This is a genomic window from Bradyrhizobium sp. CFUWI (assembly GCF_056429085.1).
The window spans coordinates 121,022-146,122 of the sequence record NZ_JBWJZE010000008.1 but is presented as its reverse complement, the minus strand read 5'-3'; the positions used below and the strand labels follow the sequence as shown (position 1 = coordinate 146,122).

At 65.2% G+C, this 25,101-nt stretch carries 22 protein-coding genes; 6 read left to right on the top strand and 16 right to left on the bottom strand.

Features of this window, described 5'->3' with window-relative positions; genetic code table 11:
- Nucleotides 1-55: 55 nt before the first annotated feature.
- Nucleotides 56-865, bottom strand: a complete 810-nt coding sequence (locus tag AC066S_RS19085; RefSeq protein ID WP_478270325.1) for an SDR family NAD(P)-dependent oxidoreductase — start codon at nucleotides 863-865, stop codon at nucleotides 56-58.
- An 87-nt stretch (nucleotides 866-952) separates the two neighbouring features.
- Nucleotides 953-2,794 (bottom strand): single-stranded-DNA-specific exonuclease RecJ, encoded by a 1,842-nt coding sequence (gene recJ, locus AC066S_RS19080; RefSeq protein ID WP_478270324.1) that lies wholly within the window; start codon nucleotides 2,792-2,794, stop codon nucleotides 953-955.
- Between the two features lie 278 nt (nucleotides 2,795-3,072).
- On the opposite strand from recJ, the gene AC066S_RS19075 reads away from it, so the two are divergent.
- A complete protein-coding gene (locus AC066S_RS19075; protein WP_126261480.1) occupies nucleotides 3,073-4,149 on the top strand; it encodes a methyl-accepting chemotaxis protein in 1,077 nt (358 codons plus the stop codon).
- Nucleotides 4,150-4,327: 178 nt separating this feature from the next.
- On the opposite strand, the gene AC066S_RS19070 is transcribed toward AC066S_RS19075, so the two are convergent.
- From AC066S_RS19070 to AC066S_RS19045, 6 genes are all read right to left on the bottom strand, one after another.
- Nucleotides 4,328-5,338 carry a 4-hydroxythreonine-4-phosphate dehydrogenase PdxA gene (locus AC066S_RS19070; protein WP_478270323.1) on the bottom strand — a complete coding sequence of 337 codons (1,011 nt, stop codon included), beginning with the start codon at nucleotides 5,336-5,338 and terminating at the stop codon, nucleotides 4,328-4,330.
- Nucleotides 5,335-6,873, bottom strand: coding sequence for a tripartite tricarboxylate transporter permease (locus tag AC066S_RS19065; protein ID WP_478270322.1), 1,539 nt, complete (start codon nucleotides 6,871-6,873; stop codon nucleotides 5,335-5,337). Before AC066S_RS19065 ends, AC066S_RS19070 begins: the two co-directional genes overlap by 4 nt.
- Before the next feature lie 11 nt (nucleotides 6,874-6,884).
- Nucleotides 6,885-7,367 (bottom strand): tripartite tricarboxylate transporter TctB family protein, encoded by a 483-nt coding sequence (locus AC066S_RS19060; RefSeq protein WP_478270321.1) that lies wholly within the window; start codon nucleotides 7,365-7,367, stop codon nucleotides 6,885-6,887.
- A gap of 207 nt (nucleotides 7,368-7,574) precedes the next feature.
- The gene (locus tag AC066S_RS19055) at nucleotides 7,575-8,567 is read right to left on the bottom strand and encodes a Bug family tripartite tricarboxylate transporter substrate binding protein (RefSeq protein ID WP_126261485.1); all 993 of its coding nucleotides are present in this window, start codon (nucleotides 8,565-8,567) and stop codon (nucleotides 7,575-7,577) included.
- 64 nt (nucleotides 8,568-8,631) lie between these two features.
- Nucleotides 8,632-9,885, bottom strand: a complete 1,254-nt coding sequence (locus AC066S_RS19050) for a CaiB/BaiF CoA transferase family protein (RefSeq protein ID WP_126261486.1) — start codon at nucleotides 9,883-9,885, stop codon at nucleotides 8,632-8,634.
- Nucleotides 9,886-9,894: 9 nt separating this feature from the next.
- Nucleotides 9,895-10,689, bottom strand: coding sequence for an enoyl-CoA hydratase/isomerase family protein (locus AC066S_RS19045; RefSeq protein WP_478270320.1), 795 nt, complete (start codon nucleotides 10,687-10,689; stop codon nucleotides 9,895-9,897).
- Between the two features lie 118 nt (nucleotides 10,690-10,807).
- Here AC066S_RS19045 and AC066S_RS19040 point away from each other — a divergent pair, with 118 nt between their 5' ends.
- Nucleotides 10,808-11,473 carry a GntR family transcriptional regulator gene (locus tag AC066S_RS19040; RefSeq protein ID WP_478270319.1) on the top strand — a complete coding sequence of 222 codons (666 nt, stop codon included), beginning with the start codon at nucleotides 10,808-10,810 and terminating at the stop codon, nucleotides 11,471-11,473.
- Nucleotides 11,474-11,636: 163 nt separating this feature from the next.
- The gene (locus tag AC066S_RS19035; protein WP_478270318.1) at nucleotides 11,637-12,632 is read left to right on the top strand and encodes an MBL fold metallo-hydrolase; all 996 of its coding nucleotides are present in this window, start codon (nucleotides 11,637-11,639) and stop codon (nucleotides 12,630-12,632) included.
- Nucleotides 12,633-12,709: 77 nt separating this feature from the next.
- On the opposite strand, the gene AC066S_RS19030 is transcribed toward AC066S_RS19035, so the two are convergent.
- From AC066S_RS19030 to AC066S_RS19010, 5 genes are all read right to left on the bottom strand, one after another.
- A complete protein-coding gene (locus AC066S_RS19030; RefSeq protein ID WP_135171286.1) occupies nucleotides 12,710-13,429 on the bottom strand; it encodes a haloacid dehalogenase type II in 720 nt (239 codons plus the stop codon).
- A gap of 147 nt (nucleotides 13,430-13,576) precedes the next feature.
- On the bottom strand, nucleotides 13,577-14,578 hold the full coding sequence (gene glpX, locus AC066S_RS19025; RefSeq protein ID WP_126261491.1) for a class II fructose-bisphosphatase: 1,002 nt from the start codon (nucleotides 14,576-14,578) through the stop codon (nucleotides 13,577-13,579).
- Nucleotides 14,579-14,664: 86 nt separating this feature from the next.
- Nucleotides 14,665-15,981, bottom strand: coding sequence for a homoserine dehydrogenase (locus tag AC066S_RS19020; protein WP_126261492.1), 1,317 nt, complete (start codon nucleotides 15,979-15,981; stop codon nucleotides 14,665-14,667).
- A gap of 29 nt (nucleotides 15,982-16,010) precedes the next feature.
- Entirely contained in the window at nucleotides 16,011-17,231 is a 1,221-nt protein-coding gene (locus tag AC066S_RS19015) for an LL-diaminopimelate aminotransferase (protein WP_126261493.1), read from the bottom strand.
- Nucleotides 17,232-17,445: 214 nt separating this feature from the next.
- Nucleotides 17,446-17,721, bottom strand: coding sequence for a hypothetical protein (locus AC066S_RS19010; protein ID WP_126261494.1), 276 nt, complete (start codon nucleotides 17,719-17,721; stop codon nucleotides 17,446-17,448).
- Nucleotides 17,722-17,973: 252 nt separating this feature from the next.
- Between AC066S_RS19010 and AC066S_RS19005 the strand changes: the two genes are divergently transcribed.
- Together AC066S_RS19005 and AC066S_RS19000 are read left to right on the top strand one after the other, a co-directional pair.
- A complete protein-coding gene (locus tag AC066S_RS19005) occupies nucleotides 17,974-19,782 on the top strand; it encodes a PHA/PHB synthase family protein (protein ID WP_478270317.1) in 1,809 nt (602 codons plus the stop codon).
- A gap of 63 nt (nucleotides 19,783-19,845) precedes the next feature.
- Nucleotides 19,846-20,244 carry an MAPEG family protein gene (locus tag AC066S_RS19000; RefSeq protein WP_126261495.1) on the top strand — a complete coding sequence of 133 codons (399 nt, stop codon included), beginning with the start codon at nucleotides 19,846-19,848 and terminating at the stop codon, nucleotides 20,242-20,244.
- A gap of 130 nt (nucleotides 20,245-20,374) precedes the next feature.
- Here AC066S_RS19000 and argC read toward each other — a convergent pair whose 3' ends face one another.
- The 3 genes from argC to AC066S_RS18985 form a co-directional block, all read right to left on the bottom strand.
- Nucleotides 20,375-21,358: an N-acetyl-gamma-glutamyl-phosphate reductase gene (gene argC / locus AC066S_RS18995; RefSeq protein WP_135171287.1), complete on the bottom strand. Its 984-nt coding sequence runs from the start codon at nucleotides 21,356-21,358 to the stop codon at nucleotides 20,375-20,377.
- Entirely contained in the window at nucleotides 21,355-22,020 is a 666-nt protein-coding gene (locus AC066S_RS18990) for an FMN-binding negative transcriptional regulator (protein WP_135167234.1), read from the bottom strand. Before AC066S_RS18990 ends, argC begins: the two co-directional genes overlap by 4 nt.
- A 226-nt stretch (nucleotides 22,021-22,246) precedes the next feature.
- Complete coding sequence (locus AC066S_RS18985; RefSeq protein WP_126261498.1) at nucleotides 22,247-22,777, bottom strand: DedA family protein; 531 nt, start codon at nucleotides 22,775-22,777, stop codon at nucleotides 22,247-22,249.
- A 274-nt stretch (nucleotides 22,778-23,051) separates the two neighbouring features.
- Here AC066S_RS18985 and parE point away from each other — a divergent pair, with 274 nt between their 5' ends.
- On the top strand, nucleotides 23,052-25,094 hold the full coding sequence (gene parE / locus AC066S_RS18980) for a DNA topoisomerase IV subunit B (RefSeq protein ID WP_126261499.1): 2,043 nt from the start codon (nucleotides 23,052-23,054) through the stop codon (nucleotides 25,092-25,094).
- Nucleotides 25,095-25,101: the final 7 nt, after the last annotated feature.

Here is a 25,101-nt window from a genome sequence, read left to right as displayed (position 1 = left end):
ACAGCGGCCGCGCCTGCGCGTCAGCCCCTGCGCATGCCACCCTGCCCTGCGCGGCTCAGGCCCGCCGCGGCACGCCCCCGGCGTTCATGCCGCCGTCGATCGCGAGCTCGCTGCCGGTGACGTAACGCGAGGCATCGGAGGCCAGATACAGCACGCCGGAGGCGATCTCCGCGGCATGGCCGGCGCGGCCGAGCGGGGTTGCGACCTTGGCCCGTTCCTCCGGATCGATCGGCGCGTTCTGGCCGGCGCCGGTCGCCCCGGTCGGGATCTTGCCCCAGATCGGCGTATCGATGATGCCGGGATGAACCGAGTTGACGCGGATGCCGTCGCCGGCCGCCGCGCATTCCATGGCGATCGACTTGGCGAACAGCCGCACGCCCCCCTTGGTCGCTGAATAGGCAGACAGACCGGGCGCGCCGCGCAGGCCCGCCAGTGAAGACATCATGACGATCGAGCCGCCGCCATGCTTGCGCATCAGGGGAAGGCAATGCTTGACCGAGAGAAAGACGCCGTCGAGATTGATCGCGATCTGCTTGCGCCAGTCGGCGAGCGTCATGTCGACGATCGAGGGCACGGCAATGCCGATGCCGGCATTGGAGACCATGATATCGAGCCGGCCGTAGCGCTTGGCGATCTCAGCGACGACCTCGATCCAGCGCTCCTCGCTGGTGACGTCCTGCGCCAGGAAGATCGCCTTGCCGTCAGCCTTTGTCACGCGCTTGGCGAGCTCGGGCCCGCGCAACTCATCGATGTCCGTGATGACGACGGTGGCGCCCTCGCGCGCGAACAGCTCGACGATGGCCTCACCGATACCGGAGGCCCCGCCTGTCACCAGCGCGACCTTGCCCTCAACCTGCCCTGCCATGTTCACTCCCTTTTCTTGTTGTTTGAGACGTTATCTTTCACGCATGATCTTTTCGGAAAACCGCTTCACACTTTTCCGGATCATGCGTCATCTAATCACGGACGGCCCCTGGTCCGGTAGCGCGACGTCGACGACGCGGAATTGCACCCGCTCGGCGCCCTGATAGCGGTCGACCGAGAGCGAGCCGGCGACATGCAATTGCTGGCCGCGATTGGCGAGCAGCGCGTTGCCGAGCTTCTGGCCGACCGAGCGGAATGCGATGCCGTTGACGATGGCGCCGTCGCCCGACTTGAGGCGCAGCCTCAGGTGAGCTTGGCCGACCTCGTCGGCAAAGATGAGCTGGTGCGCCGGCAGCGCCAGCACGGGCTCCGGATTGCCGCTGCCGAAAGGCCCGGCGCGGTTGAGCGTCGCCGCGAGCTCCGTCGTCACCGCGCGCGCGGAGACCGCGCCGTCGATATAGAGCTCGTTGACGTGGCGGGCCTCGGCGACATCCTGCGCCAATGCGTTCTCGAGATAGGCGCGGAATTCGGCGAGCTTCTCTTTCCGCAGCGTCACGCCCGCGGCCATCGCGTGCCCGCCGCCCTTGAGCAGAATGCCGTCGGCCACCGCCTGCCGCACCGCCTTGCCGAGATCGACGCCGGCGATCGAGCGGCCCGAGCCGGTACCGATGCCGCCGGGCTCCAGGGCGATGGCGAAGGCGGGCCGCGAGAACTTCTCCTTGAGGCGGGAGGCGACGAGGCCGACGACGCCGGGATGCCAGCCTTCGGAGGCCGTGATGATGACGCCGAGCTTGTCCTCCAGCCCGATCGAGGCCAGCGCCTCGGCCTCGGCCTGCGCCTCCGCGGCCTGCTCGATGACGCGGCGCTCGCTGTTGAGGCGGTCGAGCTCGGCCGCGATCCGCGCCGCCTCGACGCTGTCGCCCTCCAGCAGCAGCCGCACGCCGAGATCGGCGCGGCCGATGCGGCCCCCGGCATTGATGCGCGGGCCCAGCATGAAGCCGAGATGCCAGGCCTCCGGCGGCCCGTTGAGCCGCGCCACGTCCATCAGCGCGGTATGGCCGACATGATCGCGCCGGCGCATCGCGATCAGGCCCTTGGCGACGAAGGCGCGGTTGAGGCCGATCAGCGGCGCCACGTCCGCAACCGTGCCGAGCGCGACGTGATGCAGCATGCCGAGCAGATCCGGCTCGGGCATCTCCGCGCTCCAGAAGCCACGCTGGCGCAGCTCGCGATTGACCGCCACCAGCGTCACCAGCACGAGGCCGACGGCGGCGAGATGGCCAAGGCCCGAGAGATCGTCGAGCCGGTTCGGATTGACCAGCGCGTCAACCTCCGGCAGCTCCGTGCCGGCCTGGTGATGGTCGATCACAACCACGGACAAGCCGAGGCGCTTGGCTTCGGCGAGCGGCTCGATGCTGGTGGTGCCGCAATCGACGGTGACGAGCAGCGTGGCGCCCTTCGCGGCGAGCGCACGCACCGCTTCGGTATTAGGGCCGTAGCCCTCGAAAATGCGGTCGGGAATGTGGATCAGCGGATCGAGCCCGCAATGGCGCAGGTGCCAGGTGAGCAGCGCCGCCGAGGTCGCGCCGTCGACGTCGTAGTCGCCGAAGATCGCGACCTTCTCGCCTTTCGCTGCGGCATCCGCGATCCGCTTGGCGGCGGCCTCCATCTCCGTCACCGTGAACGGGTCCGGCAAGAGCTTGCGGATGGTCGGATCGAGGAAGTCCTGGACTGCATCGATATCGACCCCGCGGCCGGCCAGCACCCGGGCCAGCAGCTCCGGGAGCTGGTGCTGCTGCACGATCGCAAGCGCCTTGGCCGCGCCGCGGGCATCCAGCCGGTCGCGCCAGAGCTTGTCGGTCAGCGAGCGCGCGACGCCGAGGAACGCCTGGGGCGCTTCGACAGGCAAGGCGGTGGCAGGCGGCGTCATGTATCGCAGTTGGTTTGAGGAAGCCGCAGCCGACGAGGTCGCGCCGGTCCGGCTTGCGGAACGATTGACCCGGAATCTCCGGGCATTTGCAATCTCCGCGGCGCACAAAGCGGTGGATTGCCGATTTGCTGCGCCGAGTGACTATCATTTGGGCAATCCGCCGAACAGCAAATTAAGCAGGCGTTAGGCGGAATCTTCGAAAAAGAATCGTATTCGATCTGTAATTTGTAGTTCCGGGTTCGTTGCAGATCAGACCTCATTGCCAAGGGATGCCCCCGATGTCTGCTGCGCTGGGTCTGAAGGCCAAGCCGATCGCCACCGAACCCGCTGAGGACGATTCCGATATTTCCGCGCTGATCAACCGCCTCACCGCGGAGGTTAACCAGATCGCGGTCGACAAGACCAAGTCGATCCAGCAGATCACAAACCAGATGAAGATGCTGGCGCTGAACGCGCTGATCGAGAGCTCGCGCGCCGGCGCGCAAGGCGCGGGCTTTGCCGTGGTGGCGCAGGAGGTGCGCGGCGTCGGCCAGCAGGTCGAGACCATCGCACGCGAGCTCGAGACACAGCTGACGAAGCGCACCGGCGACCTCGTCTCCTCGATCGAGCGGATGAGCCAGCGATCGCGCGGCGAGCGCATGATGGACCTGTCGCTGAACGCCATCGAGCTGATCGACCGCAATCTCTACGAACGCACCTGCGACGTGCGCTGGTGGGCGACCGATTCCGCCGTGGTCGATTGCGCGGCCTCCCCGAGCGCCGCGGCCGTCTCGCATGCCTCGCAGCGCCTGGGCGTGATCCTCGGGGCCTACACCGTCTATCTCGACCTGTGGCTCTGCGACCTCGACGGCAACGTCATCGCCAATGGCCGGGCCGACCGCTTCCGCGTCGTCGGCCAGAACGTCGCCCACACCAAATGGTTTCGCGAGGCGCACAGCTTGCGCTCCGGTGACGATTACGTCGCCGGCGACGTCGAGAACCAGCCGCTGCTCGGCAACGCGCAGGTGGCGACCTATTGCGCCAGTGTCCGCGCCGGCGGTCAGGCGAACGGCGCCCCGATCGGCGTGCTCGCCATCCATTTCGACTGGGAGCCGCAGGCTCGTGCCATCGTCCAGGGCGTGCGCGTCGGCGACAGCGACAAGGCGCGCGTGCTGCTGGTCGATTCGAATATGCGCGTGATCGCGGCGTCCGACGGCCAGGGCATCCTCAGCGAGCGCATCTCGATCTCGCTGAACGGCCAGCGCTCCGGCTTCTATCACGACCGCAACGGTTCGCTGATCGCCTTCCATGCGACGCCGGGCTACGAGACCTATCGCGGGCTCGGCTGGTACGGCGTGATCGTCTGCGGGGCCTGAGCTCGCAGGCCGATTCAAAAACGCGAAAACAACCCCATGCACAGTAGCCTGGGGGTTGTTTTCATTACTGTTTTGCCATCGCCATACGACCTCACCAAAGCGCGTTGACACGTCGGGCAAAACAGTCGCGGCGATGTCCAACATTCCCCGGCAGGCGCATGATCGGCGGGCTCGTCGTTCATCCAGGACGCTTGCCGGCCGCTGCCATCTCCGCCGCGAGCAGCACCGCGGCGCGGCTGGCGCCGATGGAAGCAATGCCCTGCCCTGCGATGTCGTAGGCGGTCCCGTGCGCGGGCGTGCAGATCGGGAATGGAAAGCCGCCGAGCAAGGTCACGCCGCGATCGAAGCCCATCAGCTTCATCGCGATCTGGCCCTGGTCGTGATACATCGTCAGCACCGCATCGAAGGCGCCGGCCTTGGCGCGCAGAAACACCGTATCGGCCGGGAACGGTCCCTCCGCGGCAATGCCCTCGCGCCGGCCGGCCGCGACCACGGGCGCGATCACGTCGATCTCCTCACGGCCGAAATTGCCGCCGTCGCCGGCATGCGGATTGAGACCGGCGACCGCAATGCGCGGCCGCGCGAAGCCAGCCTTGCGCATGCAGGCATCGGTCAGCTCGAGCGCGCGATGGATGCGCTCGCTGGTCAGCTTTGCGGCCACGTCCTTCAGCGGAATGTGTGAGGTCACCCGCGCGTTCCAGAGCTGATCAAGCACGTTGAATTCGCTGGCAGGCGTCTTGAGGCCGACCACCTCGGCGGAGAACGCGATTTCGTCGTCGTACTCGGCGCGCGCAAGCCGCATTGCCTGCTTGTTGAACGGCGTGAAGCAGACCGCATCGACGCGGCCATCGCGGCCAAGCTCGAGCGCGTGCCTGTAATTGGTCAGCGCGAATTTTCCGCCGACAAGGGTCGCGGTCTTCGGCTCGACCTCCCTGGGATCGAGATGGCCGAGGTCGACGAACAGCGCCTCGCCCGCTGCCGCGCGAAGGTCGGCGCCCTGCTTCACCGTCGTCAGCGCCGGCTTGACGCCGGCAACGCGCGCGCCCTCGTCGAAGATGCGGCGGTCACCGATCACGACGAGCCGGCTTCGGGCGCGGATGTCATCGTGCCCCACCAGCTTGGCCGTCAGCTCGGGGCTGATGCCGGCGGGATCTCCCATGGCCAGCGCAATCAGCGGCTTTGCGGTCATATGATCACCTTCTCCTGGCTTGTCGCATCGGCCGTGGGGGATGAGGGTTTGCGCCAAAGGCGCGCGAGCTGCAGCACGAGCGGCAGCAGCAGGAGCGCGATGCCGGCCACGATCAGGCATGTCACCAGCTTGTTGGCAAAGAAGATGCCGAGGGATCCCTTGGACATCAGCATTGACTGCCGGAACGCGTCCTCGGCCTTGTCGCCGATGACGATGGCGAGCACGAGGGGCGCCAGCGGATAGAACAATTTCTTGAAGAGATAGCCGACGACGCCGAAGCCGAGCATCATGACCACGTCGAGATAGGAGTTCGAGACGGAATAGGCGCCGACGACGCAGATGATCACGATCAGCGGCGCGATCACCGCGAAGGGAATCCGCATCAAGGCGGCGAATACCGGAACCGTAAGCAGCACCAGCACGACCGCGACGATGTTGCCGACATACATCGAGGCGATCAGGCCCCAGACAAAGTCCTTCTGATCGACGAACAGCATCGGCCCGGGATTGAGGCCCCAGATCATCAGCCCGCCCATCATGACCGCCGCGGTCGCCGAGCCTGGGATGCCGAGCGAGAGCATCGGCAGCAGCGCGCTGGTGCCGGCGGCATGATCGGCGGTCTCCGGCGAGATGATGCCTTCGACCTCGCCCGTGCCGAAATATCGGCCGCGGCGCGAGAACCGGCGTGCGATGCCATAGCTCATGAACGAGGCCGCGGTCGGGCCGCCCGGAGTAATTCCCATCCAGCAGCCGATCGCAGCGCTGCGCAGCAGCGCCACGCCATGCCGCGGCAGACGGCCGACCGCACGAAACACCTCGCGCCAGTCGATCTTCGAGGACACCGCGCGGGCATGAAACTCCTCCTCGACCGCGACCAGCAGCTCGCCGATGCCGAACAGGCCCATCACCGCGACGACGAAGCTGACGCCCTTGACGAGCTCGTCGATGCCCATGTTGAGGCGCACGCTGCCGGAGACGGTGTCGATGCCGATCGCGGCGATGGCAAAGCCGATCGCGAGCGCCACGACCGTCTTGATCGGCGCTGCGCCGCCCATGCCGACGAAGCTGGCAAAGGCCAGGAAATAGACCGCAAAATATTCCGCCGGGCCGAAGGCGAGCGCGACCTGCGCCACCCAGGACGCCAGGAACGTGATCAGGACGACACCGATCAGGGCGCCGAACGCCGCCGAGCCGAAGGCGGTCGCGAGCGCCGTGGTCGGCCGGCCGTCCCGCGCCATGGGATAGCCGTCGAAGGTGGTCGCGACCGACGACGGCTCGCCCGGAATATTGAACAGGATCGAGGTCACGGAGCCGCCGAACAGCGCGCCCCAATACATGCTGGAGAGCAGGATGATCGCCGACACCGGCTGCATGCCGAAGGTCAGCGGCAACAGCAGCGACACGCCATTCGGCGCGCCGAGCCCTGGCAACACGCCGACCAGAATGCCGAGCAACACGCCGACGACCATCAGGGCCAGATGCGGCACGGTGATCGCGATGGTGAAGCCGTGCAGGAGCTCTGCGAGATTGTCCATCGGCTTCTCCGTCAGAACCCGAGTGCGGCGGCGAGCGCACCGTGCGGCAGGCTGACCTGGAACATGCGCTCGAACACGACATAGAGCGCCAGCGAGGTTGCCCCCGCCATGGCGAGCGCACGGGGCACGGATTGGTGCCGCGGGATTGCCAGCACCGCGAAGACATAGAGCGCCGAGGCGACGTACATCCCAGCCAGCGGAATCGCGCCAACGAAGATCGCGGCCGGCACGAACAGGCCGGCAAGCCGGCGCAACTCGAGCTGTGTGATCGCGACCGGGACATTGGCCAGGGACGCTACCGGCAGCACGCCCCGCACCAGATTGTAGAGGCTCCCGAGCACGATGATGATGCCGGTCAGGAACGGAAACGTGCCGGCCTCGACGCCCGCGCTCGACCAGCCGATGCCGTTGTCGAGGCTGGAGATGACGACGGTAACGCCGAAACCTCCGGTGAGGACGGCAGTGGCGAGTTCAAGCGCGCGACGTGAGATCATGACGTAGAACCTTCGAAGGCCAAACGGTCCCATGTGACAGCGGGAAGCCTGCCGAACGATCACGGCCTGCATGGTTCGAGACGCCCGCGTTGGCGGGCTCCTCACCATGAGGGTCAGACATTGCGCCGCAAAGCCCGACCTCATCCTGAGGGCCCGCCGCAGGCGGGCGTCTCGAAGGATGGCCGCAGGCGACCTGCCCGCCCCGCCTCACTTGACGAGCCAGCCCTGCTCGCCGGCGACCTGCTTGACGTGCTCGAGGTCCACCTTGATGAACTTGTCGAACTCGGCGCCGGTCAGGAAAGTGTCGACCTGGGACGTCTTCTCGATGTAGTCCTTCCACTCGGGCGTTGCCTGCACCTTCTTCATGAGGTCGACATAGAACGCGGCCTGCTCCGGCGTGACCTTGCCGGGCAGCCACACCGTGCGCGGCTGCTCATATTGCTTGATGTCGAGGCCCTGCTCGACGCAGGTCGGAACGTCGCTCCAGCCTTCGGTCGCGGTGACCTTCGGCCCCTGCGGCAACCGCTTCGGGCTGAACACGCAAAGCGGACGCTGCGTGCCGCCGCGCCATTGCCCGAGGCTCTCGCTGGGATTGTTGACGTGGGAGTCGAGATGTCCGCCGGCAAGCTGCACGGCGGTCTCGGCGCCGCTCTTGAAGGGGATGTAGGTCAGCTTGACCTTGCCAACCTTCTCGATCATGCGCGTCAAGACTTCGTCGGTGTCCTTGGACTGCGCGCCGCCCATTTTGAACTCGCCCGATGCCGCCGCCTTCAGATAATCGCCCGCATTCTTGTAGGGCGAATCCTGCTTGACCCAGAGCAGGAACTCGTCCTGCGCCATCGCCGCGATCGGGGTGAGATCGGTGTAGTTGAAGGCGACCTTGGAGACGAGCGGCTGCTGCCAGGCGTTCGAGGTGCCGAAGATCACCTTGTAGGGATCGCCGGCCGACGCCTTGCCGTAGACGTAGCCTTCGGCGCCGCTGCCGCCGCCCTTGTTGACGACGACGATCGGCTGCTCCGTCAACTTGTGCTTGGTGATGATGTTCTGCACCGCGCGGGCGAGATTGTCGGTGCCGCCGCCCGGCCCGGCAGTCGCCACGAACTCGATCGGCTTTTGCGGTTGCCAGGCACTGAGCGCCGGCATCGTGCCGGCGAGCACGGTCGCGGCCGCGGAGAGCAGAAATGTTGACGTCCGACCCATGATTTCCTCCAGCTGATTTTTGTCTTCGTATTCTTATCTTTGGTCTTGTCGTATCGACGTCCGGTCAGGCGACGCGCTCCTCGCGTCTTGCCGAGCCCAGGACGATTGCGCCTTCCTTTGCGAGCGCTTCGATCTGCATCTGGTCGAACCCGTGCTCGGCCAGCACCTCGCGCGTATGCTCGCCATAGACGGGAGCCCCCGATCGCACCTTGCCCGGGGTCTCCGAGAACTTGACCGGAAGCCCGATCGTCTTCACAGGTCCGAGCGTGGAATGCTCGACCTCGACGACCATTTCGCGCGCCAGAGTCTGGGGATCGCTGAGCGCCTCGAGCATGTCGTGCACGGGTCCGCACGGCACGCCCTTCTCGTCCAGCGCCGCGAGCCAGTGCGCCCGCGATTGGGTGCGGAAGCGCTCGCTCAAGACCGCTTCCAGTTCTCTGAGATTCGCCATGCGGTCGGCGCCGTTGACGAAGCGGGGGTCGGCGGCCAGCTCGCTCGCGCCGAGCGCTTCCAACATCAACAGCCAGTGCTTCTTGTTGGCACCGCCGACCACGAGCCAGCCATCCGAGGCTTCGAACGCCTGATACGGCGCGTTGAGCGGATGGGCCGAGCCCATCGCGCGCGGCGCGGTGCCTGCGGCGAGCGCGATGGTCGACTGCCAATAGGTCTGCACCAGCGCGGCCTCGTAGAGCGAGGTCTCGACCCACTGCCCCTCGCCGGTCTTGAGACGGTGCGCGTAGGCCGCGAGGATGCCCATGCTCGCGAGCAGGCCGGCGGTGATGTCGGACAATGGCGGGCCGCATTTCACCGGCGGACCGTCGGGTCGTTCGCCGGTAAAGCTCATGATGCCGCTCATGGCCTGCGCGACGAGATCGAAACCGCGGCGATGCTTGTAGGGACCGGTGCGGCCAAAGCCCGACAGCGAGCAATAGATCAGCGAGGGATAGTGCTTGTGCAGCTCCTCGTAACCGAAGCCGAGGCGCTCCATCGCGCCGGGCGCAAAGTTCTCCACCAGCACGTCGGCGTCCGCGATCAGCCGCCGCAGCACCTGCTTGCCGCCCTCGGTCTTGAGGTCCAGCACGATGCCGCGCTTGTTGCGGTTCATCATCAGGAAGGAGGCCGCCTCATCGCCGATCTTCGGCGGCACCGAATGACGGGTGTCGTCGCCGTTCGGCGATTTTTCGATCTTGATGACGTCGGCGCCCATGTCGGCGAGCATCAGCGTGCAGGTCGGCCCGGCCATGACATGGGTGAGATCGACGACCTTGAGGCCGGCGAGCGGTCCCGAACGGCGCGAGGTGGATTGCGAGCTTTGCATCGGGGCGTCCTATTGGCCACGCCATTGCGGCGCGCGCTTGTTGAGGAAAGCATCGAGCCCTTCGCGAAAATCCTGGCTCGTGTAGCACATCAGGATGAGGTCCTCGCCTTCGTCACGCGTCAGCCGCCGCTGCAGGCGCGCGACCGCCTGCTTGGTCGCATTCAGCGTCAGCGGCGCGTGGCCGGCGACGAGCCGGGCGACCTCGCCGGCGCGGCGGTCGAGAGTTGGGAGATCCTCGACGATTTCGCCGAGCAATCCGACACTCGCGGCCTCCGTGGCGTCGACGAGACGCGCGGTGAAGATGATGTCCTTGACGCGCGCAGCGCCGATGAGCGCCGTGAGACGGCTGACATTGGACATCGACAGGCAATTGCCGAGCGTGCGGGCGATCGGAAATCCGATCTTGGTGCTCTTCGTGCCGATGCGCAGGTCGCAGGCTGCGGCAATGCCGGCCCCGCCGCCCGTGCAGAACCCGTTGATCGCGGCGATGGTCGGCACGCGGCACTGCTCCAGCGTGGTCAGCACGCGATCGATCCGGTTCTCGTAGTCGATCGCGTCCTGCGGTGTCCTGAATTCGCGGAACTGGTTGATGTCGGTACCCGAGGCGAAGGCCTTGTCGCCGGCTCCGCGCAGCACCAGCACCTTGATGGTCTGGTCGCGGTTGGCCTGCTCGCAGATCGCGGCGAGCCGTTCGTACATCGCGAAGGTGAAGGCGTTGCGAGCCTGCGGGCGGTTGAAGGTGATCCGCCCGATGCCGTCGTTGCATTCAAAAACGAGGTCGTCCGTCGCCGCCGCCAAGTCCATTTCCTCATGTCCTCTTGTTTTTTGCATTTTTGAATGCAAAATTCGCGATTAGCAAGCTGGAACTGCGATTTTTCGACCAAACACTCCGGTTTTGCATTCAAATTGGAGCGCCGATCCCATGCTTCACGAGGATGTCGTCAGCCGTATCCGCGCGATCCTGCTCGACGGCGAAATTCCGCCGGGCGCCCGGATTCCCGAGCGCGAGCTGTGCGAGCGGCTCGGGATCTCGCGCACACCGCTGCGCGAGGCGCTCAAGGTGCTCGCCGCCGAGGGACTCGTGCAGCTCTTGCCGCATCGCGGCTCGCGCTCAGCAAAACTGACCGACAAGGACATGCGCGACCTGTTCGAGGTCTGCCAGGGCCTGGAGGCCCTCGCCGGCGAACTCGCCTGCGAGCGCATCACGGACGCCGAGATTGACGCGATCGCCGCCGCGCATGCAGCCATGGTGGAGCATTATCGCGACGGCGACCTGATCCAGTACTACCGCGGCAACCGCGCCATTCACGAAGCCATCGTCACCGCAGCCGGAAACCCCGTGCTCGCGGGGCTCTACACATCGGTGACAGCACGCATCCGCCGCGCGCGTTACGTCACGCCGATGACGCCGCAGCGCTGGGCCCTCGCGGTGAAGGAGCACGAGGCGATCCTGAACGCGCTGCAGAGGCGCGACGGGGCCGGCCTCTCGCATATTCTGCGCGCGCACTTGCGCCACAAGCGCGAAGAGGTGCTGCAGGCGGGCTTTGCCGAGACGGAAGGCAACGATCTCACGCTGAAAATTGCGTGACGTGCAATTCCGCGGACGGACGCATCCGCGAACCAATTCTACTTGCTAGCTTGTCGTAAGCGGCGCAGCATGGCTTCTGCCGACCTCCGGCCGCGTGGCCGCTGAGGTCGGTCGCAACGCGCGAACAATCGCGCAAAGCGAGAGACAAAAGCGGAGGAAACGCATGACAATCGATGTCTCACGTCGATCCCTACTCGCACTTGGAGCCAGCCTTGGAGCCGGCCTTGGAGCCGGCCTCGGTGCCAGCGCGATGCTCGGCAGCAGCGCGTTGGCGCGAGCTCCCAAGCTCGGCACCCAGACGCCGTACTGGCACCGCTTCGTTCTCGGCGATGCCGAGGTGACCGTCGTGTCCGACGGACCGCTGCCGCTCGGCGATCCTTCCGGGACCTTCACCGGCGTTCCCAAGGAAGAGGTCAAGAAGATGCTGGCGGACAATTTCCTGTCGCCGGACAATGTCGTGCTCGAACAGAACTCGCCGATCGTGAACACCGGCGACAAGCTCATCCTGTTCGACACCGGCATGGGTTCATCGAAAATGTTCGGCGCCAGCACGGGCCGGCAGCAGAAGAGCATGATGGAAGCCGGCATCAAGCCGGAGGACATCGATGCGGTGGTCTGCTCGCATGCCCATATCGATCACATCGGCGGCATCGTGGATGCCAACGACAAGCCGCTGTTCCCGAACGCGCAGATCTATATCTCCCAGAGCGATTTCGACTTCTGGACCGACGAAGGCAAGCTCGGCAGTCCGGCCAAGGACTTCGTCGTTCACGCCCGCAAGAACCTGCTGCCGGTTCGCGAGCGGATCAAGTTCTTCAAGGACGGCGAGGAATTCCTGCCCGGCGTGCAGGCGATCGCGGCGCCCGGCCACACCGTCGGCCACACCATCTTCATGGTCAGCTCGGCCGGCAAATCCTTTGCCTTCCTCGGCGACCTCTCGCACCATTCCGTGCTGCTGCTGGAACGGCCGCGCATGGAGTTCTCCTACGACACCGACCCCAAGCAGGCCGCGGAATCGCGGGTGAAGTTGCTCACGATGCTCGCGGCGAACAAGACGCCGGTGATGTCCTATCACTTCGCCTGGCCGGGCTACGGTCATGTCGCCAAGGCCGGCGAGGGATTCCACTATTATCCCGAACCGATGAAGATGACGCTGTAAGCCGGCAAAATCACATCCGGGCGGCGCGAGCCGCCCGCATGATGGGCCGCCCGCGCATATTCATCCGAGGACGCCGGCTAACACCCCAGCCTGTCGGCGATTCCGCCAAAGTCCCTGGCGACGATGTCCCAATCGCCGGTCGCCTCGAAATCGACCTTCTGCAACGGACCGTATTCCGTCGGCCGTGCCACGAACGCGGTCTTCAATCCGTTCTTCTGCGCGGCCGCGAGATCGCCGTTGTGGGCGGCGACCATCATGACCTCGTCCGGCCTGAGGCAAAGCAACTTTGCTGCGCCGAGATAGGCCTCGGGGTCGGGCTTGTAATGCTCGAACAGCTCGGCCGACATGATGAGGTCCCACGGCAGGCCGGCGAACTTCGCCATGTTGGTGAGCAGCGCGACGTTACCGTTGGAGAGCGGCGCGATCACGAATTTTGATTTCAGCCGCGTCAGGCCGGCGACGCTGTCCGGCCAGGGATGGAGGCGGTGCCAGCCCCTAGTGAGGTAGTCGAGATCGGCCTCGGTGAGGCCCTTGATCGCGAACTGCGCGACCAGCTTCTCCAGCGAGCGGCGGTGCAGATCATCGAGCATGACGTAGCCGCGCTCGGGATGCTGGCGCACGTCGTCCATCGAGGCCATGTACATGCCGCGCCAGCCGTCGACCAAGGCAGTCCAGTCGGCGCTGATGCCGCGCTGCTTGCTCCACCACATAAAGTCGGTGATCAGGCTGGTGCGCCAGTCCACAACCGTGCCGAACACGTCGAACACGAGGGCTCTGACGGCGGAGAGATCGGACATGGGCGCTTCCCCTGTTGTTCTTGTTGTCATTCCGGGGCGATGCGCAGCATCGAGCCCGGAATCCATTTCGCGTCGGAGTCTGCCGCCCGATGGATTCCGGGCTCTCGCTTCGCGAGCCCCGGAATGACGGCAGTTGGCGTGCCTGGCTCAGTCCAAATGGAACTTGGCCAGCTCGCGATGCTCGGCCTTGATGTAGCGCACGGTGCCGGTGACGGAGCGCATCACCACCGTCTCGGTCTCGATCACGCCGTCCTTGCGGAACTTGACGCCCGAGAGCAGCGAGCCCGTGGTGACGCCGGTGGCGGCGAACAGGCAGTCGCCGCGCGCCATGTCCTCGATGCCGTAGATCATCTTGGGATCGTTGACGCCCATCTTGGCGGCACGCTCGCGCTTCTCGTCGGAATCGAGGATCAGGCGGCACTGCATCTGGCCGCCGATGCAACGCAGCGCCACGGCGGCGAGCACGCCTTCCGGCGCGCCGCCCGTGCCGAGATACATGTCGACGCCGGTATTGTCAGGATCGGCGCAGTGGATCACGCCGGCGACGTCGCCGTCGGTAATCAGACGCACGGCGGCGCCGGTGGAGCGCACGCTCTCGATGATGCTGGCGTGGCGCGGACGGTCGAGCACGAGAACGGTAATCCCCTCCGGCTTGACGCCCTTGGCCTTGGCGAGGCGGCGGACGTTGTCGGCCGGGCTCGCATCGAGCTCGACGACGCCCTTGTCGTAGCCGGGACCGATCGCGAGCTTCTGCATGTAGACGTCGGGAGCGTGCAGCAGCGTACCGCCGTCGGCCATCGCCATGGTGGCGATCGAGCCCGGCATGTTCTTGGCGCACAGCGTGGTGCCCTCGAGCGGATCGACCGCGATGTCGACCTCGGGACCGGCCTTGAGGCCGACCTGCTCCCCGATATAGAGCATCGGCGCCTCGTCGCGCTCGCCCTCGCCGATCACGACGGTGCCCTGGATCGGCAGCTTGTTGAGCTCGCGCCGCATGGCGTCGACCGCGGCCTGGTCGGCCGCCTTCTCGTTGCCGTGGCCGCGCAGGCGCGCCGACGACACTGCCGCCCGCTCCGTCACCCGCACGATCTCCAGCGTCAGGATGCGCTCGAGCAAGGCTTGCGGCGGGACTGAAATATGGGTCGACATCGGCTAACTCCTTCAAACCGGTTCTGGACAGAAGTTCTCTGCCCACATCAATTCGCAACGCCCACGATTCGTTCGAACGAACCGCCTCAGTTCTTCTCGATCCGGATCACCTGCGGCCGTCCGCTGATCACCTTGTCCTTCTGCACGGCAGCGAGGGCGCGGCGCACGGCATCCTCGTGCGTCGCATAGGTGATCAGGATGACGGGCACGGGGACCGCCTTGCCGTCCGCCGGCGCAGCGCCGCCATTGGGATGTCGCTGCACGATCGACTCGATCGAAATCTTCTGCTCGGCAAGCCGCGTCGCGATCGCAGCCGCGGTGCCGGGGAAATCGCGCGCCAGAAGACGAATGTAATAGCCGCCCTCGTGGCGCTCCATCGGCGCCTTCTTGGTGTCGCGCAATTGCGCAATGGGCCGGCCGAACGGATTGGCGCGGATCCCGCGCGCGACGTCGGCGATGTCGGCGACCACTGCGGATGCCGTCGCGGCGCCGCCGGCGCCCGGGCCGACCAGCGTGATCGGCGGAATGCCCTCGCCGTCGATCGTGACCGCATTGGTGACACCCATCACCTGCGCGATCGAGGAGGATTTCGGCACCATGGTCGGATGCACGCGCTGCTCGATGCCCTTGGCGGTGCGCACCGCAACGCCGAGCAGCTTGACGCGGTAGCCGAGATCGGACGCCGCGCGCAGATCTTCCGGCGCGATGGATGAGATGCCTTCGACATACACCGCGCTTTGAGCAACTTTCGTGCCGAAAGCGAGGCTGGCGAGAATCGCGAGTTTTTGCGCGGTATCGTGACCATCCACGTCGAATGACGGGTTGGCCTCGGCATAACCGAGCCGCTGCGCGTCCTTGAGGCATTCGGCGAAGGACAGCCCCTCCTGCTCCATCCGGGTCAGGATGTAATTGCAGGTGCCGTTGAGGATGCCGTAGACGCGGTTGATGCCGGTTCCGGAAAGCCCCTCGCGCAACGTCTTGATGACGGGGATCGCGGCGCCGACGGCTGCCTCGAAATTCAGCGCACCGCCGTGCTTTTCGGCTGATTTGGCCAGTTTGAGGCCGTGCTTGGCCAGCAGCGCCTTGTTGGCGGTGACGACCGACTTGCCGGCGTTGAGTGCGGCCTCCACCGCCGACAGCGCGGGATCGCCGGCGCCGCCCATCAGCTCGACGAAGCAATCGATGCCGGGATGGGTGGCCAGCGCCATCGGATCCCTGGCCCATTCGACGCCACGCAGATCGACGCCGCGCTTCTTCGCCTTCGAGCGCGCGGTGACGGCGACGACGCGGATGCCGCGGCCGCTGCGGCCCGCGAGCACGCGCGCCTGCGTTTCGATCAAACGGACCACTTCGGCGCCCACGGTGCCGAGCCCCGCTATGCCCACTTTCAGGGGTGCAACCATGATGTCTTAGAAAACCTGCCGAAGAGAACTCAACGCCGATTGGCGAGCGGAACGACGTTGTGCAACGTTTCGATGCCGCTTTCAAGGAAGCGTCGCACGCCGCGCGCGGCCTGCCTGATCCGTTGCTCGTTTTCCACCATGGCGATGCGGACATATCCTTCACCATGCTCGCCGAAGCCGACGCCGGGCGAGACAGCGACGCCGGATTTCTCCACCATCAGGGTAGCGAACTGCATGCTGCCGACGCTGCGGAAAGCCTCCGGCAGCGGCACCCAGGCGAACATCGAGGCCTCCGGCGGCGGGATCTCCCAGCCGGCACGGCCGAACGATTCCACCAGCGCATCGCGGCGCTTGCGATAGGTGTCGCGCATCTCCTTGATGCAATCATCCGGGCCGTTCAGCGCCGCGGTCGCCGCGACCTGGACCGGTGTGAACGCACCGTAATCGAGATAGGATTTGACGCGGGCGAGCGCGGCGATCACGCGCTCATTGCCGACCGCAAAGCCCATGCGCCAGCCGGCCATCGAATAGGTCTTCGACATCGAGGTGAACTCGACGGCGACGTCCATCGCGCCCGGCACCTGGAGCACCGAGGGCGGCGGGTTGCTCTCGTCGAAGTAGACCTCGGCATAGGCGAGATCGGACAGGATCAGGATCTCGTGCTTCTTCGCGAATGCGACGAGGTCCTTGTAGAAATCGAGGCTCGCGACATAGGCGGTCGGGTTCGACGGATAGCAGACCACGAGCGCGAGCGGCTTCGGGATCGAATGGACGATCGCCCGTTCGGCCGCCTCGAAGAATTGCGGCGTCGGCTCGGAGGGCACCGAGCGGATCACGCCGCCCGCCATCAAGAAGCCGAAGGCGTGAATCGGATAGCTCGGGTTCGGACAGAGGATGACGTCACCGGGCGCGGTGATCGCCTGCGCCACGTTGGCAAAGCCCTCCTTCGAGCCGAGCGTCGCCACGATCTGGGTGTCAGGGTTGAGCTTCACGCCGAAGCGGCGGGCGTAGTAGCCGGCCTGGGCGCGGCGCAGTCCGGGGATGCCGCGGGAGGCCGAGTAGCGGTCGGTGCGCGGCTTGCCCAGCGTCTCCTTCAGCTTCTCCAGCACATGCGCCGGGGCCGGCAGATCCGGGTTGCCCATGCCGAGGTCGATGATGTCGGCGCCGGCATTCCGCGCGGCAGCCTTGGCCCGGTTGACCTGCTCGAACACGTAAGGCGGAAGGCGGCGGATGCGGTAAAATTCTTCCATGGCTCTCTGGGCTCCGGGCAACCGGTCAGGACAGAATCGACAGGACAGGACGGCGATCGGAAAGGGGTTCGGCCTCGTCGCGAAAATTACTCAAAATCAAATACTTAGAGCAATCATCGACGACGAGGACTGAAGTCCTTCGTCCTGACCGTCGGCTGAACCGGGGTCTTTTAGCACGGCAAGGCGGTGGCGCCACCGATTCCCTTGCAGCGCCTCACTTCGCATCCTTGCCGGCAACGGCCTGGCGATCGCGCGCGGCGGCGAGCTCGGCCTCGATCTTGGCGCGCTGTTCCGGCGGGATGATTGCTTGATCGCGATCGGGAGGCAGGTCGTGCACCGGCAGATAGCTCCCGGGCTCCCTCGGATGCGCCTGCGCGTCCGTCGGCGCCATATCCGCGAACTGACTCGAACAGCCGCCCAGCGCAAATGCCACGCTCAGCAGCGCGCCACCGATCAGCAGCGACCTCTGTAGGACCCTCAACGCCAACACTTGGGAAATCCCCTACTCGTCCCAATGCAAGCTGCCGCACACTAACCCGACAACCTGCCCAAGCTCAAACCATTGCTGCCCACAAATGGAACGAGCGAGAAAACATCAAAGGCCCACGACCGGAGGGTTGCACCGCGATTGTGACAAAACCAAGAAACTTTGTCGCAGTGCAGCACATCTTGGAGCGTGTTTAACGTCAAACATGCGAGCTTCGCGGTGACGAATACGGAATGACCCGTTACTGTTCTGCCCATGAGTATGGCCACCACCGATACGCCCAAACCCGAGACCAAGTTCGATCCGGAAGCCTTCGCGATGAATGTCGCGCGGGCGATGGAGAGCGGCGGCAAGGCGCTTGCGGCCTACCTCAAGCCGCGCGAGAGCGGCGAGGTGCAGGATCGCCCGCCGGCCGAGCTGGCCGAGGTCGTCAAGACCTTCACCTCGGTTGCGGAATATTGGTTGTCGGATTCGTCCCGCTCGTCCGATCTGCAGACCAAGCTCGCCAAGGATTATCTCGACCTCTGGGGCTCGGCGGTGCGCCGCATGGCCGGCCAGGACGCTCCCCCGGCAATCGCGCCCTCGCCGCGCGACAAGCGCTTTGCCGATCCGGAATGGAAATCGAACCAGTTCTTCGATTTCGTCATGCAGCTCTATCTGCTCACGACCAAATGGGCACAAGAGCTGGTGCGCGATGCCGAAGGGCTCGATCCGCCGACCCGCCGCAAGGCGGAGTTCTACGTCCAGCAGGTCATCAACGCATTGTCGCCGTCCAACTTCGTGCTGACCAATCCGGAGGTGCTGCGCGAGACGGTGGCGAGCAGCGGCGAGAACCTCGCGCGCGGCTTGAAGATGCTGGCCGAGGATATCGCGGCCGGCAAGGGCATGCTGAAGATCCGCCAGTCCGATCCGGACAACCTCGTCGTCGGCGTCAACATGGCAACGACGCCGGGCAAGGTGATCTATCAGAATGAGATGATGCAGCTGATCCAATATTCGCCGACCACGGAGACGGTGCTGCGCACCCCGCTCCTGATCGTGCCGCCATGGATCAACAAGTTCTACATCCTCGATCTCAAGCCGGACAAATCCTACATCAAGTGGTGCGTCGACCAGGGCATCACCGTGTTCGTGATCTCATGGGTCAATCCCGACAAGCGGCTCGGCAACAAGAGCTGGGAAGACTACATGAAGGAAGGCCCGCTCCGGGCGATGGACGTGATCGAGAAGGTCACCGGCGAGATGAAGGTGCACACCGCCGGCTATTGCGTCGGCGGCACCATGCTCGCGACCACGCTGGCCTGGCTCGCCGAGAAGCGCCGCCAGCGCGTCTCGTCGGCGACGTTCTTCGCGGCGCAGGTCGACTTCACCCATGCCGGCGACCTCCTGGTGTTCGTCGACGAGGACCAGATCGCCTCGCTCGAGCAGGACATGAAGGCGGCCGGCGTGCTCGAAGGCTCGAAGATGGCGATGGCCTTCAACATGCTGCGCTCCAACGACCTGATCTGGTCCTATGTCGTCAGCAACTATCTGAAAGGCCAGCAGCCCAGCGCGTTCGACCTGTTGCACTGGAATTCCGACGCGACCCGCATGACCGCGTCGAACCATTCCTACTATCTGCGCAATTGTTATCTGGAGAACCGGCTCTCCACCGGCACGATGGTGCTCGACAACACGCTGCTCGATCTCTCCAAGGTCAAGGTGCCCGTCTACAATCTCGCCACCCGCGAGGATCATATCGCGCCGGCGGAATCGGTGCTGTACGGCTCGCAATTCTTCGGCGGTCCGGTGAAATATGTGCTGTCGGGCTCCGGCCATATCGCAGGCGTGGTCAACCCGCCGGCCTCGAACAAGTATCAGTACTGGACCAACGACAACATCAAGGACGTCAACGTCGCCGAGTGGATGAAGGGCGCCGTCGAGCACAAGGGCTCGTGGTGGCCCGACTGGCGGCAATGGCTGGGCGAGCTCGATCCCGAGCAGGTTCCCGCGCGCATACCGGGGAGCGAAGCATTCCCGCCGATCGAGGACGCGCCCGGCAGCTATGTCAGGGTGCGCGCATAGCGGAATCGCCTGCGCTTTCGTATAGACTGGCGCTCACCATAGCGACGACAGAGGGACCGGACCATGACGCGCGAATTGTTCTGGCTGACACTGACGGTGATTCTGACCGGGATCCTCTGGATTCCCTACATAGTCAATCGGTGTCAGGTCCGCGGCCTCAGCGGTGCGATGGCCAACCCGTCGCGCAACGACAAGCCGCAGGCGGACTGGGCGAACCGGCTGATGTTCGCGCATGACAACGCGGTCGAGAACCTCGTGATCTTCGCGCCGCTGGTGCTGATCCTGAACGCGATCGACTATTCCACGAAATGGACCGTGCTCGCCTGCGCCGTCTATTTCTGGTCGCGCGTCGCACATCTGATCGTCTATGCGATCGGCATCCCGGTGTTCCGCACGCTCGCCTTCACCGTCGGCTTCCTCGCCCAGGCCGTGCTGGCGCTGGCGATCTTCAGGGTGTTTTGATGTCGTGTCCCGGACGCGCGAAGCGCGAGCCGGGACCTAGATGGCTGCAATCAAGACAGCAACAATGGGCCCCGGCTCTGCAGCGCATCACTGAAGAAGTGCTGCGCTGCGTCCGGGGCACGAGACAGCCTTACTCCTCCGGCAGGCCCAGCATCAGCCGCATGTTCTGCACGGCTGCACCGGATGCGCCCTTGCCGAGATTGTCGAGCCGGGCGACCAAGACCGCCTGATGATATTTGTCGCTGGCGAAGACATAGAGTTCGAGCATGTTGGTCTCGTTGAGCGCCTCCGGCTCGAGCCGGCCGCCCTTGCTCGCCTCGTTCTGCAGCGGCATCACCTTGACGTATTTCGAGCCGGCGTAACGCTTGGTGAGCGCGGCTTGCAGGTCAGCTCCGCCAGGCTTGCCGGGCAGCGTGTCGAGCTGGAGCGGCACCGAGACCAGCATCCCCTGGCGGTAGTTGCCGACCGAGGGAATGAAGATCGGCCGCCGCGTCAGGTTGGAATAGAGCTGCATCTCGGGCAGATGCTTGTGCTCGAAGCCGAGGCCGTAGAGCTCGAAGGCCGGCGCGCTGCCGTCCTCGAAGCTTGCGATCATCGACTTGCCGCCGCCTGAATAGCCGCTCACCGCGTTGACGGTGACCGGATAATCCTGCGGCAGCAGACCGGCATCGACGATCGGCCGCAGCAGCGCGATCGCGCCGGTCGGATAGCAGCCGGGATTGGAGACCTTCCTGGCGGCCTTGATCTTGCCGGCCTGGTCCGGCGCCAGTTCCGGAAAGCCGTAGGCCCAGTCGGGCGCGACCCGGTAGGCGGTGGAGGCGTCCAGCACCTTCGGCGCATGAGCTCCCATGCTGTCGACGAGAGCAACGGTCTCCTTGGCGGCATCATCAGGCAGGCAGAGGATGACGAGGTCCACCTCCTCCATCAGCGCCTTCTTGGCCGCAGGATCCTTGCGCTTGTCGTCGGGAAGCGCCTTCACCACGACGTCGTTCTGAAGCTTCAGCCGCTCGTTGATGCCGAGGCCGGTCGTGCCGGAGCCGCCGTCGACGAAGACGGTGACGGGCTTGTTGGCCGCACTGGCGGTCGGAGCTTTGGTAGTGTCAGCGAGACTCATGGCGCGCTCCCTTCGAGCATGTTCGTGTCGTCTGCAAAAACCTGCGGCCTTGCCTGCCGCATCAAATCCGAGATCTGCCTGGCGTCGGCATCGCCGGCACTGAGCGCATTGGCGATCGCCGCATAATCGGCGTCCGATTTGTGCTGGTTGAGCTTGAAGCTGCCTTCGACCTCTTCAACATTCATCACCAGACCCACGATCGCCTTCTTCATCGTCTCCAGGCGGCCCGCCGTCATCTTGCCCGACGTCCACGGCTTCTTCGGCAGCAGCCAGCTCTCGAACTTGTCGCTGAGCGTGTCGATCTGCACCGACAATTCGTCATCCGTCAGGAGGCGCACCGGCCCGCTCAGATGCACCGACTGGTAGAGCCAGGTCGGCACCTGATCCGGCGAGACGTACCAATCCGGCGATACATAGGCATCGGGGCCGTTGACCGCGAGCAGCCAGGACGCATCACTGCCCGCCAGCTTTAGCAGCGGATTGTGACGAGCGACATGAAAGGCGGCCTGCGGCGTGCCGTCGGCGGCGTAAGTCAGATAGAAGGGCAACGGTGAGGCGATCGGCTTGCTGCCGTCGAAGGCACACATGGTGCCGAAGCCGCGCGCTTCGGCGAATTTCAGGCTTGCGGCGCGGTCCTGCTTGAAAAAGGGTGGCGTGTACATCGTGGTCTCCTGCTGGGCCTCCTCGAGGGAGCCGCCGGATCAGATCGCGCTGACAGGAGAGAGAATGCCGCGGATCGGATCCAGCGGCAAAGACGATGATCTCAAACGCGATCGACCGCCCAAACCGCTAAAGAGCGGCGGCGGCGACGGGCGAACAGGATGGTCGCGGCGTTGATCATGGCGCGCGGCTATAAGGCCAGATCGGGTTCCGGTCAAGGTGCCGGCGTCAGATGACGCGCCAGATCCATTCCATGAGCTTGGCGAGCACGTCGCCGAACAGCAGGAGCACGGCGGACCAGATCAGGGCCGAGACGAAATTGGCGGCCTGGAAGCTCCAATAGGGCATCTCGAAGATGCCGGCGGCGAGCGGCACGGAGGCGCGCAAGGGGCCGAAGAAGCGGCCGATGAAGATGCTGGGGATGCCCCAGCTGCGCACGAAGGCCTCGCCTCTGGGCAGAAGGCCCGGATAGCGCGAGAGCGGCCACATCTCGGCGACCTTTTCCTTGTAGCGATAGCCGAACCAGTAAGAGACCCAATCGCCCAGCGCCGCGCCGAGGCCGCCGGCGATCCAGACCGGGTAGAAGCTGATGCCGCTCGCCCCGATCAGCGCACCGATCGCGACCAGCGCGCCCCAGGCCGGGACCACCAGCGAGATGAAGGCAAGCGATTCCCCGAAGGCGAGCAGAAACACGATCGGTGCCGCCCAGGCCTGGTGAACGCGCACGAAATCGGCCAGGGCGTGCGCAAATTGCTCCATCAAAAATAGCCTTCCCGCCCCGTCTCAAGGTGCTGCTCGATGAAAAGGACTGGTAAGCCAAGGACTTGTGTGACATCAAGTCACAAAACCCGACATGACGCTTGGCGAACCGTCAAATTGCCGGGAACTTGTGGGCCCTGCGGCGTAAAATCGCCGGGATTGGCTCCCAACCCACACCGCCAACCCCGTCGCGGTAACCTTTCCAAGGCAGAAGTGGCATAGTCGGCCCAACCGATTCGCCGCCCATGCGGCCCCTCAAAACGCATCAAGATATATGTCCAAGCAGTTGAAGCCTAAAGCAAAAGACGACTTTTTCGGCGGCGACGAGCCGAAACCTCGTGCCGCCAAGGCGGCGCCGCGCGGAAGCGGCGGGGAAGCCGATTACACGGCAGCCGACATCGAGGTGCTCGAAGGGCTGGAACCAGTGCGTCGCCGGCCTGGCATGTATATCGGCGGCACCGATGAGAAGGCGTTGCATCATCTGTTCGCCGAGGTCATCGACAATTCGATGGACGAGGCGCTGGCGGGGCATGCGACCTTCATCGGAGTCGAGCTGAGTGCGGATGGGTTCCTGACCGTCACCGACAATGGCCGCGGCATCCCGATCGATCCGCATCCGAAGTTCCCGAAGAAGTCGGCGCTCGAAGTGATCATGTGCACGCTGCATTCGGGCGGCAAGTTCGACAGCAAGGTCTACGAGACCTCCGGCGGTCTGCACGGCGTCGGCATCTCCGTGGTGAACGCCCTCTCCTCGCGGCTCGAGGTCGAGGTCGCGCGCGGCCAGAAGCTGCACCGCATGATTTTCGAACGCGGTCACCCAAAGGGCAAGCTCGAGGATCTCGGGAAGGTCAACAACCGCCGCGGCACGCGCGTGCGCTTCAAGCCCGACACCGACATCTTCGGGCCTAAGGCGGCCTTCAAGCCGCAGCGCCTGTTCAAGATGACGCGTTCGAAGGCCTATCTGTTCGGCGGCGTCGAGATCCGCTGGAACTGCGCACCCGAGCTCCTCAAGGGCGTCGAGGACGTGCCGGCGGAAGCCACGTTCCACTTCCCCGGCGGCCTCAAGGACTATCTCGCGGCGGCGATCCACGCCGACACGCTGGTGCATCCCGACATCTTCTCCGGCAAGTCGGGCCGCAACGGCGCGCATGGCGCCTGCGAATGGGCGGTGGCCTGGACCGCGGATGCGGACGGCTTCCTCTCCTCGTACACCAACACCGTCCCCACGCCCGACGGCGGCACGCACGAATCCGGCCTGCGCAGCGCGCTGCTCCGAGGCCTGAAGGATCACGCCGAGCGCGTCGGCCAGGGCAAGCGCGCTTCGTCCATCACCTCGGAAGACGTCATGGTGGGCGCGGCCGTGATGCTGTCCGTGTTTGTGCGCGAGCCCGAATTCCAGGGCCAGACCAAGGACCGTCTCGCCACCGCCGAAGCACAGCGCATCGTCGAACAGGCCATGAAGGATCCGTTCGACCATTGGCTGTCGGGCAATCCGAACATGGCCAACCGGCTGCTCGACTTCGTGATCGACCGCGCCGAGGAGCGGCTGCGCCGCCGGCAGGAGAAGGAAACGGCGCGCAAGACCGCCGGCAAGAAGCTGCGCCTGCCCGGCAAGCTCGCCGACTGCACCGACGCCGGCACCGATGGCTCCGAGCTCTTCATCGTCGAAGGCGACTCGGCAGGCGGCAGCGCCAAGCAGGCGCGCGACCGCAAGACGCAGGCCGTGCTGCCGCTGCGCGGCAAGATCCTCAACGTCGCTTCCGCCGGCAAGGACAAGCTGACGGCGAACGCACAGCTCTCCGATCTCGTGCAGGCGATCGGCTGCGGCCAGCTCCTGCAATATCGCGAAGAGGATCTGCGCTACCAGCGCATCATCATCATGACCGACGCCGACGTCGACGGCGCGCACATCGCGTCGCTTTTGATCACCTTCTTCTACCGGCAGATGCCGAAGCTGATCGACGAAGGACATCTCTTCCTCGCGGTGCCGCCGCTTTACAAGCTGACCCACGGCACGAAGTCGGTCTACGCACGCGACGACAAGCACAAGGACGAGCTGATCAAGACCGCGTTCAACGCCAACGCCAAGGTCGAGGTGAACCGCTTCAAAGGCCTCGGCGAAATGATGCCGGCCCAGCTCAAGGAGACCACCATGGATCCGGCCAAGCGGACCCTGCTCAAGGTGGTCCTGCTGCCAGACGACCGCGACACCACCGCAGATTCGGTGGAGCGCCTGATGGGCACCAAGGCCGAGGCGCGCTTCGCCTTCATCTCGGACAAGGCTGAGTTTGCCAGCGAAGAGCTGCTGGACGTCTGAGCGCCAG

Excerpts from the sequence above, each read along its gene's own strand:
- AC066S_RS19085 (WP_478270325.1), bottom strand. The coding sequence starts at position 865 with ATGGCAGGGCAGGTTGAGGGCAAGGTCGCGCTGGTGACAGGCGGGGCC.
- recJ (WP_478270324.1), bottom strand. The coding sequence starts at position 2,794 with ATGACGCCGCCTGCCACCGCCTTGCCTGTCGAAGCGCCCCAGGCGTTC.
- AC066S_RS19075 (WP_126261480.1), top strand. The coding sequence starts at position 3,073 with ATGTCTGCTGCGCTGGGTCTGAAGGCCAAGCCGATCGCCACCGAACCC.
- AC066S_RS19070 (WP_478270323.1), bottom strand. The coding sequence starts at position 5,338 with ATGACCGCAAAGCCGCTGATTGCGCTGGCCATGGGAGATCCCGCCGGC.
- AC066S_RS19065 (WP_478270322.1), bottom strand. The coding sequence starts at position 6,873 with ATGGACAATCTCGCAGAGCTCCTGCACGGCTTCACCATCGCGATCACC.
- AC066S_RS19060 (WP_478270321.1), bottom strand. The coding sequence starts at position 7,367 with ATGATCTCACGTCGCGCGCTTGAACTCGCCACTGCCGTCCTCACCGGA.
- AC066S_RS19055 (WP_126261485.1), bottom strand. The coding sequence starts at position 8,567 with ATGGGTCGGACGTCAACATTTCTGCTCTCCGCGGCCGCGACCGTGCTC.
- AC066S_RS19050 (WP_126261486.1), bottom strand. The coding sequence starts at position 9,885 with ATGCAAAGCTCGCAATCCACCTCGCGCCGTTCGGGACCGCTCGCCGGC.
- AC066S_RS19045 (WP_478270320.1), bottom strand. The coding sequence starts at position 10,689 with ATGGACTTGGCGGCGGCGACGGACGACCTCGTTTTTGAATGCAACGAC.
- AC066S_RS19040 (WP_478270319.1), top strand. The coding sequence starts at position 10,808 with ATGCTTCACGAGGATGTCGTCAGCCGTATCCGCGCGATCCTGCTCGAC.
- AC066S_RS19035 (WP_478270318.1), top strand. The coding sequence starts at position 11,637 with ATGACAATCGATGTCTCACGTCGATCCCTACTCGCACTTGGAGCCAGC.
- AC066S_RS19030 (WP_135171286.1), bottom strand. The coding sequence starts at position 13,429 with ATGTCCGATCTCTCCGCCGTCAGAGCCCTCGTGTTCGACGTGTTCGGC.
- glpX (WP_126261491.1), bottom strand. The coding sequence starts at position 14,578 with ATGTCGACCCATATTTCAGTCCCGCCGCAAGCCTTGCTCGAGCGCATC.
- AC066S_RS19020 (WP_126261492.1), bottom strand. The coding sequence starts at position 15,981 with ATGGTTGCACCCCTGAAAGTGGGCATAGCGGGGCTCGGCACCGTGGGC.
- AC066S_RS19015 (WP_126261493.1), bottom strand. The coding sequence starts at position 17,231 with ATGGAAGAATTTTACCGCATCCGCCGCCTTCCGCCTTACGTGTTCGAG.
- AC066S_RS19005 (WP_478270317.1), top strand. The coding sequence starts at position 17,974 with ATGAGTATGGCCACCACCGATACGCCCAAACCCGAGACCAAGTTCGAT.
- AC066S_RS19000 (WP_126261495.1), top strand. The coding sequence starts at position 19,846 with ATGACGCGCGAATTGTTCTGGCTGACACTGACGGTGATTCTGACCGGG.
- argC (WP_135171287.1), bottom strand. The coding sequence starts at position 21,358 with ATGAGTCTCGCTGACACTACCAAAGCTCCGACCGCCAGTGCGGCCAAC.
- AC066S_RS18990 (WP_135167234.1), bottom strand. The coding sequence starts at position 22,020 with ATGTACACGCCACCCTTTTTCAAGCAGGACCGCGCCGCAAGCCTGAAA.
- AC066S_RS18985 (WP_126261498.1), bottom strand. The coding sequence starts at position 22,777 with ATGGAGCAATTTGCGCACGCCCTGGCCGATTTCGTGCGCGTTCACCAG.
- parE (WP_126261499.1), top strand. The coding sequence starts at position 23,052 with ATGTCCAAGCAGTTGAAGCCTAAAGCAAAAGACGACTTTTTCGGCGGC.